This is a genomic window from Undibacterium umbellatum (assembly GCF_014284125.1).
Classification (GTDB): Bacteria; Pseudomonadota; Gammaproteobacteria; order Burkholderiales; family Burkholderiaceae_D; genus Undibacterium; species Undibacterium umbellatum.
Window position 1 is genome coordinate 293,516 of record NZ_JACOFX010000002.1, and the last position, 13,350, is coordinate 306,865.

Below are 13,350 nucleotides of genomic sequence, written 5' to 3' on the forward strand. Positions count from 1 at the left end.
GTTGTGCGGCAAATAATCTCTTGACGGCTTTCGCTATTTGCCTTTTCTGCGTATCAACAAGCAGTGCCGTCACCTTTGTCAGGGGGGATATGGCACCGCCAAATTTTTAGTAACTGTAGTGCATTTTCAGGCATTCTGTGAAACTACCGGAAAACCAGCACTGGCACTGTGCTGTGTGTAATCACCTTCTGTGTTTCGCTTCCCATCAAAAAACCTTTCAATCCTCGCCTACCATGCGAGGCCATGGCAATCAAGTCACAATTTTTTTCTTTTGCTTGCTTAACAATGACGTCGAAAGGATGATCGCCTGTCAGATAGGATGTTTCGCAACTAACATTGTATTCTTTTGCGATATCCTTAATTTCGTTCAGGTAATGTTGCGCGTGCAATAAGCAGTCCCTTTCGAATTGCGCCTTGGTGTCTTCCAGCATCTCAGTATGATAAGTGACGATATGAAACTCTGGAATTACATGTATGCCAGTGAGTGATGCCCCTGTTTCTTTGGCAAACAAAACGCATTTGCGTATGGCATCCCGTGATGCTTCCGATCCGTCGGTCGGAAAAAGTATATGCTTAAACATGAAAACCTCCTCAATTGAAATACGTTGAGAAACAAGTGTCATCAAAATAGGGCAATTGACTCTCTTGGTGAGCAAGGCATTCCTGGTGTCTGCATGTCAGTCTGATGACCTGGACCTGGGATGAACAAAGTCCTTCTTTCAATATATGCCGGGATTGTTTTTTTGCAATACTCAGGGTTTGATCCAAGTCAATCCCGATATGCTTTTACTCCTTTTGCCTTTTTCGCACATGCGTTCTAGCATCAGTGGTGCGATGAAATGGGTGGCAGATCAAGTTGGCGAGCCTGTTAAGCAAGCGCATGACCTTCAGTAGCGATGGACAGTATCCGCCGCCTGTTCCAAATTTTTCCTGTTTGAACTCCCCAATTTCGCATTCTGTCGCATAGTGATTGTGATAAGTGTTGCTGCTTGGCAGAATCTCTAAAAAGTAACAAGGGAACCAGCTTATCAATAAGGTACATTAACAGTTTCATTGGTATTAATGCATTTCTTGAATATTGTTTTATTGATAAAAACCATGAGGAAATGAAAGTAGCAAGAGTGTTTATCTTGACGCTGATCTGGGGGCGGACTATATTACTGACTCAAAAGTAAGTTAATTGAGTTGTTATTATTATGTTATGCCATTTTAAGCCAAAGTGGGAGCGCCGCAAGGATGCCCGTCCGCAAGAATTGCTTGCTGCTGCCCTCGATTTATTTGTGGAGCGCGGTTTCGCTGCGACCCGTCTGGATGACGTCGCGAGAGCGGCTGGCGTCTCCAAGGGAACCTTGTACCTGTATTTTTGCAGTAAGGAAGAGTTATTCAAGGCAGTGGTGAGGGAAAGTATAGTCCCCCTGATAGGCGAAGCCGAAGGTGTGATTGATCAGTTTGAAGGTAATAGTGAAGAACTGTTCCGCCTGATCATGACAACCTGGTGGGGCAGTATCGGTAATACCAAGCTATCAGGCTTGCCCAAGCTGATGATGGCGGAAGCGGGAAATTTCCCTGAGCTGGCCAAGTTTTATCAGGAAGAGGTCATCAACCGGGGTGAAAACCTGGTCATGACCATGTTGAAGCGGGGCATGGCACGCGGTGAGATACGCAGTGTGGATGTGGAGATCGACTCCAGGATACTGATTGCCCCCATGATCATGATGATGATCTGGAAGCATTCTCAAGGCGTTTGCAATATTGAACCTGAGAAGCTTGATACTTATCTTGAACACTATATCGAGCTGGCTTTACATAGCTTGTTGTTGAAAAAATAGTTTGTGCTTGTTTATAGCATGCGCTGCTTGACCCTTACCTTGTGTCAGGCTTTAAAGTCAGGGTTTCTTACGACCTGGATAGTTTATTTACCATCTTTACCCAGGCCCATGAAACCATTACTTTTTGGAAAACAAGCATGTTAAAGCGCAAGACTTTCTGGATCATTGCCGTTCTGCTGCTATTGGCGGCAGTAGTGGTGCTGATGAAGCGTATATCTGAGGCAAGTCTCAATAAGATGCCTGTCGCTACAGGCGTGCAATCCGCGCCTGCAGTGTTGGAGTTCTTACCTGCCGATATCGTAGAGGTTAGCAACACTGAAGTGAGAAAACTCCTGGCTTTGTCAGGCGCTTTGCGCGCGATCAATCAAGCTGCTGTCAAAGCCCGGGTAGCGGGTGACGTTACTGAAGTATTGGTGCGGGAAGGCGAAGCCGTGCAGGCTGGCCAAGTCTTGCTGAAAATGGATAGCAGTGATTACCTGGCCAGGCAGGAACAAGCCAAAGGTGCCTTGGCGGCAGCGCGAGGACAGCTTGATATCGCCCGCCTTGCACGCGATAACAACATAGCATTACTGGAAAAAAATTTTATTTCCAAAAATGCCTATGACAATACTAACAGCCAATATGCCATCGCCCTGGCCAATGTTGATAGTGTCAAAGGCGCGTTGAATGTTGCGCAAAAAGCGCTGGCAGACACCGTCATACGCGCCCCCATCTCAGGCATGATCAGCAACCGCATGGTGCAGCCCGGCGAAAAGATTTCCCCAGATAACCGTTTGCTGGATGTCGTTGATTTGCGTATGCTGGAAATGGAAGCGCCAGTACCAACACAGGATATTGCCAGCATCAAAATTGGCCAGGCTGTGCAACTAAAAATAGAAGGCGTGCCAGCGGCAGTCGATGGCAAGGTAGTGCGTATCAACCCGGCAACAACAGCGGGTTCACGCTCCATCATGACCTATGTGCAGGTCGCCAATCCTGATACCGTTTTACGTGCAGGCATGTTTGGTGAAGCGCAACTGGTCGTCGATAAAAAAGCTGAAGTGTTGACCGTGCCGGAGACGGCCATACAGTATGAAGGCGAACAGGCTTTCGTGTATGCGATAGAAAATAATGTCTTGCAACAAAAGCCGGTCAAGCTGGGCCTGCGTGGTGAAAGCCAGGGCAAGCCTGTGGTGGAGGTGCTGTCTGGTTTGGCACCGCAAGCAAGGATAGTCAAGGCCAATCTGGGTCGCCTGCGTGCAGGTGTGTCTGTGAAGCTGATTACAACGACAGGCAAGGTGTAATCATGTGGTTCACACGTATCAGCATAGGCAATCCGGTGCTGGCGACCATGATGATGGTGGCCTTTGTGGTGCTGGGTTTGTTCTCATACAAGCGTTTGCGGGTTGACCAGTTCCCCGATATTACATTCCCGGTGGTGGTGATCCAGACTGATTATCCTGGTGCGGCACCTGAGACCATAGAGTCAGACATCACCCGCAAGGTTGAAGAAACCGTCAATACCATCAACGGTATCAGCGCTTTGACTTCACGTTCTTATGAAGGTACTTCTGTCGTTATCCTTGAATTTGACCTGACCGTTGATCCGGCTCAGGCAGCGCAAGATGTACGTGAAAAAGTGGCACTGATCAAGGCTGGCTTTCGCAAGGAAGTCAAAGAGCCACGGGTGACGCGATATGATCCATCCGACAAGCCCATCTTCTCGGTTTCAGTGACGAATGACGACAAGATCAAGAAACGTGATTTCCGTGAGTTGACCACCATAGGTGATCAACTGGTGAAGAAGCGTCTGGAAAATGTACGTGGTGTTGGTTCGGTTACTCTGGTTGGTGGTGTCAAGCGTGAGATCAAAATTTACCTGAAACCGGGTGAAATGGAATCACTGGGTCTGGGTGTCGATCAGGTCATCAATGCCCTGCGCAATGAAAACCAGGAGCTGCCTACCGGTGCCATCCGCGCACTCGATAATGAAAAAGTCGTACAAATACAGGGACGCATCAAGAACCCGCAAGACTTTGCCCGCATCATCGTGGCCCGCCGTGGTGGTCAGCCGGTATTGCTGTCACAAGTTGCCAGCGTGGTAGATGGTCAGGAAGAGCAAGAGAGCCTGGCACTGTATAACGGCCAGCGCACAGTGGCACTGGATATTTTGAAGGCGCAGGGGCAGAACACGATTGAAGTTGCGAATGGCCTGACCGATGCACTGAAGGCGCTGGAACCTCAATTGCTGGTGCAATTCCCTGGCGTTAAAGTACAAGTCATCAAGGATGGTTCTCGCCAGATACGCGTTGGTGTTGAGAATGTGCGCCGCACTCTGATAGAGGGTGCAGCACTGACTATCCTGATTGTTTTTCTGTTCCTGAACTCGTGGCGCTCTACCGTCATTACTGGCCTGACTTTACCTGTTGCATTGATAGGCACTTTCCTTTTCATGGATATGTTTGGCTTCACCATCAACATGATCACCCTGATGGCTTTGTCGCTGTGCGTGGGCTTGCTGATTGATGATGCGATTGTGGTGCGTGAAAATATCGTACGTCATGCTGGCATGAAGGTGAATGGCAAGTTCAAGGATCACCAAACAGCAGCAATGGAAGGTACGGCAGAAATAGGCCTGGCGGTACTGGCGACGACCTTCTCCATCGTGGCGGTGTTCTTGCCTGTCGGTTTCATGGGCGGCATTATCGGCCGCTTCTTCCATCAGTTTGGTATTACCGTCACCGCCGCCGTATTGATTTCCATGTTTGTGTCTTTCACGCTCGACCCGATGTTGTCATCGATCTGGCCTGATCCGGATGCCCATGGACATTCTACTGTAGATGAAAACGGCAAATCCATTCGCAAAGGCTGGTATGCAAATAGCATAGGCCGCGTGCTGGAACAGTTTGAACGTGGCGTGCAATGGTTTTCGCGTGGCTACCAGGTGATGTTGCGCTGGTCACTCAAACACCGCATTAAGACTTTGCTGATTGCTGCATTGACTTTTTTTCTGGGTCTGGCAATTCCGGGCACAGGCTTGATAGGTTCAGAATTTGTACCGCAGGCTGATTATTCCGAAACTGGCGTCAACTATTACACGCCAGTGGGTTCTTCATTGGAATTGACAGAGACCAAGGTGCATCAGGTCGAAGCCGTGGTCAAGGAGTTCCCGGAAGTGCTGGATACCTATAGCACGGTGAATACTGGCTCGGCACAGGGCAAGAATTATGTGACGACCTTTATCCGTCTGGTACCGCGCAAGGACAGGGCGAGAACCACCAGCCAGATGTCAGTACCGCTGCGTACTCGTTTGAGCCAGATTGCCGGCATCACAGTCACGCACATCGGTGCACTGGATGGCGTAGGTGGTGACAACAAGAATCTGCGCTTCAGTCTGCAAGGCAGTGATCTGGGTGAACTGGCGAAATTGTCGGAACACGTGCAAGAACAATTGCGCGCTATTCCTGGCCTGGTGGATCTGGATTCCAGTCTGAAGGCGCAAAAACCGACGATCTCGGTGCAACCGCGCCGTGATATCGCTGCTGACCTGGGTGTAGGCGTCGCCCAGATAGGCGGTGCCTTGCGGCCTTTGCTGGCTGGTGAAATTGCCACGACCTGGCGTGCACCGGATGATGAAAATTATGATGTCACAGTGCGCCTGTCACCGAATGACAGGAATAATGCTGATGATTTGTCGCGTCTGATGCTGAGCAGCACGCAAACCAATGCAGACGGCTCACCAAAAATGGTACCTTTGCGCCAGGTGGCAGACATCAAGCCGTCGACAGGTGCCAACCAGATCAACCGCCGTGATCTGAACCGCGAAGTGGAATTGTCTGCCAATGTGGTGGGACGTTCTGCCGGTGAAGTCAGTGCTGAAGTCAAAAAAGTGCTGGATGGCATGCAATGGCAACCTGGCTATCGCTATAAGATGGGCGGCGCTACCAAGAACATGACGGAGTCCTTTGGTTATGCATTGTCTGCACTGGCTTTGGCAGTGATTTTCATTTATATGATTTTGGCGTCGCAGTTTGCCAGCTTCCTGCAACCGATAGCCATCATGTCAGCCTTGCCCATGACTTTGATCGGTGTTTTCCTGGCATTGTTGTTCTTCCGATCCACGTTGAACATGTTTTCCATCATTGGTTTCATCATGTTGATGGGTTTAGTTACCAAAAATGCGATTTTGCTGGTAGATTTTGCTAATCAGGCAAGAAAAGAAGGCATGAACCGCATGGAAGCCTTGCTGGAAGCGGCCCATGTACGCTTGCGCCCCATCCTGATGACCACGCTGGCGATGGTATTTGGCATGGTGCCACTGGCATTTGCCCTCTCTGAGGGTTCTGAGCAGCGCGCACCCATGGGGCAGGCCGTGATAGGCGGGATTATCACTTCTTCATTGCTGACTTTGGTCGTTGTTCCTGTGATTTATACCTATCTGGATGATTTGGGGCTGTGGATTACGCAAAAATGGCGCGGTAATCGTCAAACAGCCCAAGCGCTTTGATAAAATGCCGTTTCCACCAATTTTGCAATCGAGTATAGAAATGAATATCGAAAAAGCACGCTTCAACATGATAGAGCAACAAATCCGCCCCTGGAATGTGTTGAACCAGGAAGTGCTGGATATGCTGATTGTGGTCAAACGCGAAGATTACTTCCCGGCAGAACAAAAAAGCCTGGCATTTTTTGATACTGAATTGCCTTTGCCGGACGGTAGCAAAGCCATGACACCCAAGCTGGAAGCCCGCATTTTGCAGGAACTGGCTGTGAAGAAGCAGGAGAGTGTTCTGCTGGTTGGTGCAGGCACAGGTTACCTGGCTGCCATGCTTGCTTATCGTGCACGTCACGTGACCGTACTTGAATCGTCCAAAGTCTTGCATGAACTGGCGACCAATAATCTGCACCGCAATCATGTCAGCAATGTTGATGTGGTTCTGGCCGATGCCTTCAGCGATAAAAATACGGGTAGCTATGATGCCATCGTCATCGCTGGTGGTCTGGAGCAATTGCCAGAACACTTTCAGCAGCAATTAAACGTCGGCGGTCGTTTGCTGGCTTTCGTAGGACAACAGCCGGCATTGACCGCGCAATTATTCACGCGTACTTCTGCAACTGCAGTAAGCAAGCAAAATTTGTTTGAAACTGTGGTGGAGGCCGCAGCAGGTGCCAAGCCAGTTTCGCATTTCAGCCTGTAATCCTGAAAAGAAAACAGAGGACATGGCATGGAAAATATTACTGCAACAGAATTGGCGCAATGGTTAAACGATAGTAGTAAAAAAGCCCCGGTTTTACTCGATGTACGGGAACCTTGGGAGTATGAAACTTGTCATATCCCCGGTGTGCAATTGATGCCCTTGCAGACAGTGCCAGTTCGCTTTCACGAACTGGAACCGGACGACGTGATTGTCTGTATTTGCCATCACGGCGGGCGCAGTATGCAGGTAGCAAATTTTTTAGAGCGTCAGGGCTATACCCAAACAATTAATCTGACTGGTGGTGTGCATGCATGGGCACAACAAGTCGATACGGGTATGCCCACTTATTAATTTACTTTTTTTCGGAGCCTTACATGCGTAATCCTATTCTTGCCACACTGCTGGCCTCGGCTTTCTTGACGATGAATGCAAATGCAACTGATTTGCTGCAAATATACAAGGATGCTTTGGCAAATGATGCGCAGTATGCAAGTGCCCGCGCCAGCCTGACCGCAGGTCAGGAAAAACCTGTGCAAGGCCGCGCAGCATTATTGCCAGGTATCGCTCTGAGAGGCAGTGGCACAAAATCAAATACAGAAGTGGAAAGTGATCAGATTGCTGGCTCCCGCACTCTCAAAGGCGTCGGCAATACCTGGACGCTGGCCTTGTCCCAACCCTTGTTCAACTGGGGAAACTGGCAGCAATATGAACAGAGTAAATTATCTTTGCTGGTCAGTGATGCGCAGTTTGCACAAGCCAGACAGGATTTGATCGTTCGTGTTGCCCAAGCCTATTTTGACGTATTGGCAGCACAAGATACGCTGGAAACTTTGCGTGCGCAAAAGAGTGCTATTTCTGAGCAACTAGCCTCTGCCAAACGCAATTTCGAAGTGGGCACATCCACCATCACCGACACGCACGAAGCGCAGGCACGTTATGACCTGGTGACAGCACAAGAATTTGCTGGTCAAAGTGATTTACAAGTCAAGCGAGCAGCCTTGCAGCAAATCATCGCCAAAGAAGCTGGTGAACTGGCACCGTTACGTGCAGGCGTGAAATTGAATGCACCCCAACCAGCCCTGATTGATGACTGGGTATCGTCGGCAGAAAAACAAAATTTTGGTGTGGTTGCTTCTCAAGTAGCAGTAGAAATTGCCAAACGCGAGATACAAAAAAGCCGTGCCGGGCATTTTCCAACTGTTGATCTGGTTGCCAGCACTGGCCGGTCCTCTAATGCGGGTGCAGGCAATCCGGCTGGCACAGGTGTTTCCAGGCCAACAACCATAGGCTTGCAATGGAATGTCCCGATTTTTTCCGGCTTTTCTGTTGATAGCCGCGTCAGAGAATCGATAGCACTCGAAGACAAGGCACGCAGTGATTATGAAAATGCCCGTCGTACTGCTGCACAGGGTGCGCGTCAGGCATTCGTAGGCGTGAATTCTGGCCTTGCGCAAGTGAAAGCTTATGAAGCCGCCGAAATTTCCAGCCAGTCGGCATTGGAATCAAACAAGCTTGGTTACCAGGTTGGTGTGCGTATCAACATCGATGTCCTTAATGCACAGCAACAGTTGTATACCACTCGCCAGACCCTGGCGAAGGCACGTTATGACACTATCCTGAATGGCCTGCGTCTGAAGTCAGCGTCTGGTAATTTGAAAGAAGAAGACCTGGCCGAGGTGAATTCTTTATTGCAACACTAAGAATTTGCAACTTGCAACTTGCAAATAAAAAGCTCGCATAATGCGAGCTTTTTATTTTGTGTGCGGCTTGCTTTCAGCAGGATGAAACGCCGATATTCCTAAAGCAGATAAAGACCTATACTCAACGCCATCAGCATGGCGATTAACACTACAGCACCAATCTTGTGTTGCAGGTGATCTGTTTTTTCAAAGGCAGACCATAGCCCATTCACTGCCAATCGATGACGTTTGAACACCAGATAGACACAGTAAGCATTTGCCAGTATCGCCAGTAAGCCAAAGCCGACTTTGATGTGCAAGAGCATGCCTGGCTGTGCCTGATGCCACAGCATGCCACCAGTCATCAAGACCAGCATGAATGCCGGGATTTCAATGTAGAGATCAACCCGTTTGTGCAAGTTGCTGAGTAAGAGTTCCTGGGTGCGTCCCTGTCCCAGCAAGGCGCGTTCAAACAAGGCTTCTGTCAAGACGCAACCCAGCCACAGACCTACAAACACCAGATGCAAAGCTAATAAGATAGATTTCATTTTATGATCAGGAAATGGACATGACGCCAGATCTAAAGTGATGGAGGTTGAAACGCATAGCGAAACAAATATATTTTACTCTCATGCTTCAGCAGGTTTTCCTATTTCCCTGTAGCTGGCAACTTGCTCTGTCAGCCATTGCCTGGTCAGATGCAGATTGTCACGCTCCCAGGGTTGGAAGCCGGGTTTGAAATAAGCCAGGTAATGTGGCAGCGAAAACCACAGCAAGCCTCGTGGACGCAGGCAGTATTTGAGCGCCTGCCACCAGGTCCTGGGTTTGAATAATTGACCATCGCGATACAGGCAATGTGAGGTTTGTACGAAAGTATCAAAGCTGAACAACATGCTCACATACAAGAACCAGGCTATACGCCGCAGATAGCCGCCACCTATTGCATGATAGGCGTCAAAGGCAACAGACTTGTGTTCGGTCTCTTCTATGGAATGCCAGGTCCACAGGGTTTTCAGCGGTTCTTCTGCATCACCTATCCAGCATGGTTCACTCAAAGCGCCATCGGCAAAAATAGCTGTGAAATGTTCATAGGCGATTGTGACAGCGAGATTGCTTTTAACGCTCAGCCTGGCAGCACTGCGTATGCGCCATTTGACGAAAGGCTCAATGAAATAGCTCAAGCCTTGCGTATTCAGATGCTGGTTGTATTTTGCGTGGATATGGCGATGGCTTGCTTCCTGGCCTATAAAACCCCTGATTTCTTCTTTCAATTGCTCGTCTTTGAGCAAGGGCACGGCTGCCTTGACGCTATCGATGAAATATTGTTCACCCAGCGGGAAGCTGAATGACTGTGCGTTGAACAAGTGTGTGCGGAAAGCATCTCCACCCAGCCAATGACGTGAAAAACCCTGGGACAGGTCGATTAATAATTGCCGTATTTGCAAGGGCTGGCGTGTATGGTTTTTCTCTTCATTGGTATTCATCATGTTTCTCATCGCTGTGATGAAAAACAGTCTAAACAATTAGCCTGGTTTTTACTTGTACCTAAGCGACAAATTTGTACCGACCCGTCAATCTATCATTAAAAAAAGCTTGTTGAAGTCTTCTTCTGACATCAGATAAATCCAGTAAGCAGGATCACGGCTACTGATTTTTTGCCTGAGTTGTGCTGGTGGTATGCCTGCCAGTTCTACATATTCCCTGTGCATGTGGGCCTGATCATAGTAACCGGTATCCTGGGCGATCTTGGTCAGATCTCCCCAGACGACATCTGGCTTGATGATGTGGGGAAGGGAAAAACCGAACCTGACTATGCGTCTCACATCGCGCAGGGTGACCCCAAAATTTTCACGTACCCGGCGTTCCAGTTGCCTTTGCCCTATGCCAAAATATTCAGATAATTCTAGCAAGGGAAAGAAGATTTTTTTGTGGGCTGCCAGAAATGCAGCACCCATACTGCTCCTGGGCCTGTGATCCAGTACATCCAGCAAAAATTCTTGAAACAGCGCTACGATGGCACTGACGTCCTGTAATTCATCCAGTGCTTGCAAAAAGGCCTCAACACGTTCGGCAGCCACCAGCTCATGGAAGGGCAGGATATTACCTGCAATGCTGGCAACATTGATGCCCATAGCTTGTTGCAACATGCCAGGACGAAAACATACTGACAATGCCAGAGACTTGGTCTCATAGCGAACGTGAGTAGGCTCCATCACCGGGCCGCGTAGAAAGAAGCGGTCGGCGACTATCTCAGTTTGATCTGCTTGTATCACTACGCCGCCGCCATGTGCGAACAGCATGATGGCAGGGCTCAGAGCGGCAGGCAAAAATGCTTCGCAAGCATCCAGTTCCACCACCAAGACATGCATGATCAATGGTGATAACTTTGGATGGGAGGAGAAAATCTGATATTGGATAGGTGTGTGCAAGGTATGGCTGAGGCGGATAGGATAGCAGGGGGCCGGGCGTTACTTTACTCAAAGCTGGCTGCAAACTGGTGTCAGTATCAAGCCAGACAGCAGTATTACATTTTATAAACTAACTGCAAATAGAAACTGCGTTTCGCCAGTGGTATGTCGTTCGGAATACTGCCTGGTGCCAGACTGGGTTCACGCGCATCGGCATTCATGAGATTGCGTATGCTGCCGGAAACCTCCCATGCACCCGCATTGGTGCGCAGACTGAGATCGATAGTCTTGTAGTCTGCCACAGGTGGGCGCAGATCGCCAACAGTGCGTTTGCGTCCTGCTACCCAGTTGAATTGAGGGCTTAACATCCAGTCTTGTACAAACAGCCAGTCAGCACGGGCAAACAGATGGTGGTGTGGGGCATAACCTGCATCCTGGTTGGTGGTTTGGTCAATATTGCGCTGGTAGCTGTAATTGCCGTTCAAGCGCAGTTGGCGACTGGCTTGCCAGTTTAGCTCGATTTCCATACCCTGACCTTCCTGACTATTGGTATTCGCATACGAGCTACCTGTACCTCTGATGACATTGGGGACGGTACGTATCAGGTTTTTCATTCTGAACTGGAAAATATTGAATTTCGCGAGCAAGTCGTTGCGCACTTGCCAGACCAGGGCTGCTTCCAGGGTCTTGATACTTTCAGGCTGTATCGAAGGATTGCCGCGCTGGGCCGGGTTATTGATGCTATACAGCTCGGCAAACGATGGCGCACGGAAAGCCTGGCCATACATGAGTTTGGCTGTCAGGTTATAGGCGGCATCCCACACTAGTGCCAGGCGGGGATTGGTGGTACTGCCTACATCAGAATAGCGGTCATGCCTGAGCCCTGCAGTCAGGTTCCAGTCTGGAGCGAACTGCCATTCATCCTGAATATACACATAGTCAATCTTGCGGCTGTGGGGTTCCAGAAATGCCAGTGCGCCGGTATAGGTTTGCACGGCCCCTGCAGGCTGCGGCAGGCCTGCAGGCGTGACCTGGAAGTTCTTGAACTCAAAGGTGTCGTACATGTACAAGTCATCATGCCCAAGGCCGATACGCAATTGATGTCCAGGCCAGCCAGAATACACTGCAAAGGCAGAAGCGCGGATTTGCCTTTCCGATGTATTGGGCGAGCCTATGATTCCCTGGGGGAAATTGCCAGTCGGAAAAGTAACACCAGGCGGATACAACACCAGTGGCGCAGGAAGGCGTTGCAAGTATTTTGCATAACTGAGATTGAACCCCAGGCCCCAGTCGCGCAAAAAATGGCTGTCACTCCATGATAAATCCGATGTCAGACGCTGGCTCTGCAGTTTGCCTACCAGGTCCAGTGCAGAGGAGACCCCGGTCCCCGTACCCACGTTATCGCGCAGTAGGTAACTGCTGCGCCACCGCCATTTTTCGTAGCTCAGATCAAGATGGGCATCCACAGCTTCATGACCGTTATTCATGGGGCCGGGCGCCAGGCTGGCGCGGGTGCCAAATACACGATCCAGGCCAGTTTGGGCATCTGCACTGATGATATCGGCATTTCCTGAGGTTTTGCCCGCACGTAAATAAGCGGCAACATCCACGCCGGCTATTTTACCGCCATGCTGCATCCAGACATCGCACGTAGAAAATGAGCCAGCATTGACACCGAGTTCTGTGCCCATTATTTCAGTTGAGTTTTTGGTGATGATATTGATCACGCCACTATAGGCGTCGGCACCATACAGGGCAGAGCCAGGCCCGCGTATCACTTCTATCCGTGAGATGTGCTGCAAGGGATAGCTGCCCCACAGTCGCGATCTGTTACCAGTCAGTAGTACCGTCATCGGTACACCATTTTGCAGTACCAGAATTTGTGAGTTCAATTCATTGATGATGCCACGCATCACATAGGCTGAAAAATGGTTAGCACCGATTTTCTCTACATGCATGCCAGCCACGCTTTCCAGGACCTGGTCAAGATCAGTTGCTCCCATGGCGCGAATGTCGGCAGCCGTGATGACGCTGGTGACGGCTGGCGCCAGTCGCAAGGGTTTCTGGCTGCCGGTGGCAATACTGACAGTCAGTTTGTCGCCATAAACGGCTTTCAGATCATCTTCTTCATCGAAATCTGCCCTGGCCTGCGTTGCCAGTGAAAACGACAAGAGCATTGCTGTCAGTAGGGCCTTGTGTTGCGGAAAATGCATCTCTCTTTCCTCTATCAGGGACTTGCCGATCTGCCTGTCAGGTA

General features: G+C 49.7%; 11 protein-coding genes. 6 read left to right on the forward strand and 5 right to left on the reverse strand.

Translation table 11 applies throughout. The features are described 5' to 3' along the window. Positions 1 to 143 precede the first annotated feature (143 nt). Positions 144 to 656, reverse strand: a complete 513-nt coding sequence (locus tag H8L47_RS05795; protein ID WP_329605433.1) for a universal stress protein — start codon at positions 654 to 656, stop codon at positions 144 to 146. A 540-nt stretch (positions 657 to 1,196) separates the two neighbouring features. Here H8L47_RS05795 and H8L47_RS05800 point away from each other — a divergent pair. The 6 genes from H8L47_RS05800 (at position 1,197) to H8L47_RS05825 (ending at position 8,706) form a co-directional block, all read left to right on the forward strand. Next, on the forward strand, positions 1,197 to 1,829 hold the full coding sequence (locus H8L47_RS05800) for a TetR/AcrR family transcriptional regulator (RefSeq protein WP_186952271.1): 633 nt from the start codon (positions 1,197 to 1,199) through the stop codon (positions 1,827 to 1,829). A gap of 137 nt (positions 1,830 to 1,966) precedes the next feature. Then, a complete protein-coding gene (locus H8L47_RS05805; RefSeq protein WP_186952272.1) occupies positions 1,967 to 3,112 on the forward strand; it encodes an efflux RND transporter periplasmic adaptor subunit in 1,146 nt (381 codons plus the stop codon). A 2-nt stretch (positions 3,113 to 3,114) separates the two neighbouring features. Beyond that, the gene (locus H8L47_RS05810) at positions 3,115 to 6,315 is read left to right on the forward strand and encodes an efflux RND transporter permease subunit (protein ID WP_186952273.1); all 3,201 of its coding nucleotides are present in this window, start codon (positions 3,115 to 3,117) and stop codon (positions 6,313 to 6,315) included. Positions 6,316 to 6,355: 40 nt separating this feature from the next. Beyond that, on the forward strand, positions 6,356 to 7,006 hold the full coding sequence (locus H8L47_RS05815; protein ID WP_186952274.1) for a protein-L-isoaspartate O-methyltransferase family protein: 651 nt from the start codon (positions 6,356 to 6,358) through the stop codon (positions 7,004 to 7,006). 27 nt (positions 7,007 to 7,033) lie between these two features. After that, the gene (locus tag H8L47_RS05820) at positions 7,034 to 7,357 is read left to right on the forward strand and encodes a rhodanese-like domain-containing protein (RefSeq protein ID WP_186952275.1); all 324 of its coding nucleotides are present in this window, start codon (positions 7,034 to 7,036) and stop codon (positions 7,355 to 7,357) included. Between the two features lie 23 nt (positions 7,358 to 7,380). Next, positions 7,381 to 8,706, forward strand: a complete 1,326-nt coding sequence (locus H8L47_RS05825) for a TolC family outer membrane protein (RefSeq protein ID WP_186952276.1) — start codon at positions 7,381 to 7,383, stop codon at positions 8,704 to 8,706. 98 nt (positions 8,707 to 8,804) lie between these two features. Here the strand turns inward: H8L47_RS05825 and H8L47_RS05830 are convergent, their stop codons facing one another. From H8L47_RS05830 to H8L47_RS05845, 4 genes are all read right to left on the reverse strand, one after another. Further along, entirely contained in the window at positions 8,805 to 9,233 is a 429-nt protein-coding gene (locus H8L47_RS05830; RefSeq protein ID WP_186952277.1) for a hypothetical protein, read from the reverse strand. Between the two features lie 81 nt (positions 9,234 to 9,314). Further along, the gene (locus H8L47_RS05835) at positions 9,315 to 10,169 is read right to left on the reverse strand and encodes a metal-dependent hydrolase (protein ID WP_186952278.1); all 855 of its coding nucleotides are present in this window, start codon (positions 10,167 to 10,169) and stop codon (positions 9,315 to 9,317) included. Between the two features lie 87 nt (positions 10,170 to 10,256). Next, complete coding sequence (locus H8L47_RS05840) at positions 10,257 to 11,054, reverse strand: AraC family transcriptional regulator (protein WP_222616425.1); 798 nt, start codon at positions 11,052 to 11,054, stop codon at positions 10,257 to 10,259. A 155-nt stretch (positions 11,055 to 11,209) separates the two neighbouring features. Continuing rightward, complete coding sequence (locus tag H8L47_RS05845; RefSeq protein WP_186952280.1) at positions 11,210 to 13,306, reverse strand: TonB-dependent receptor plug domain-containing protein; 2,097 nt, start codon at positions 13,304 to 13,306, stop codon at positions 11,210 to 11,212. Positions 13,307 to 13,350: the final 44 nt, after the last annotated feature.

Coding starts and splice junctions, on each gene's coding strand:
- H8L47_RS05805 (WP_186952272.1), top strand. CDS start 1,967: ATGTTAAAGCGCAAGACTTTCTGGATCATTGCCGTTCTGCTGCTATTG.
- H8L47_RS05845 (WP_186952280.1), bottom strand. CDS start 13,306: ATGCATTTTCCGCAACACAAGGCCCTACTGACAGCAATGCTCTTGTCG.
- H8L47_RS05800 (WP_186952271.1), top strand. CDS start 1,197: ATGTTATGCCATTTTAAGCCAAAGTGGGAGCGCCGCAAGGATGCCCGT.
- H8L47_RS05835 (WP_186952278.1), bottom strand. CDS start 10,169: ATGAATACCAATGAAGAGAAAAACCATACACGCCAGCCCTTGCAAATA.
- H8L47_RS05825 (WP_186952276.1), top strand. CDS start 7,381: ATGCGTAATCCTATTCTTGCCACACTGCTGGCCTCGGCTTTCTTGACG.
- H8L47_RS05820 (WP_186952275.1), top strand. CDS start 7,034: ATGGAAAATATTACTGCAACAGAATTGGCGCAATGGTTAAACGATAGT.
- H8L47_RS05830 (WP_186952277.1), bottom strand. CDS start 9,233: ATGAAATCTATCTTATTAGCTTTGCATCTGGTGTTTGTAGGTCTGTGG.
- H8L47_RS05840 (WP_222616425.1), bottom strand. CDS start 11,054: ATGCATGTCTTGGTGGTGGAACTGGATGCTTGCGAAGCATTTTTGCCT.
- H8L47_RS05815 (WP_186952274.1), top strand. CDS start 6,356: ATGAATATCGAAAAAGCACGCTTCAACATGATAGAGCAACAAATCCGC.
- H8L47_RS05810 (WP_186952273.1), top strand. CDS start 3,115: ATGTGGTTCACACGTATCAGCATAGGCAATCCGGTGCTGGCGACCATG.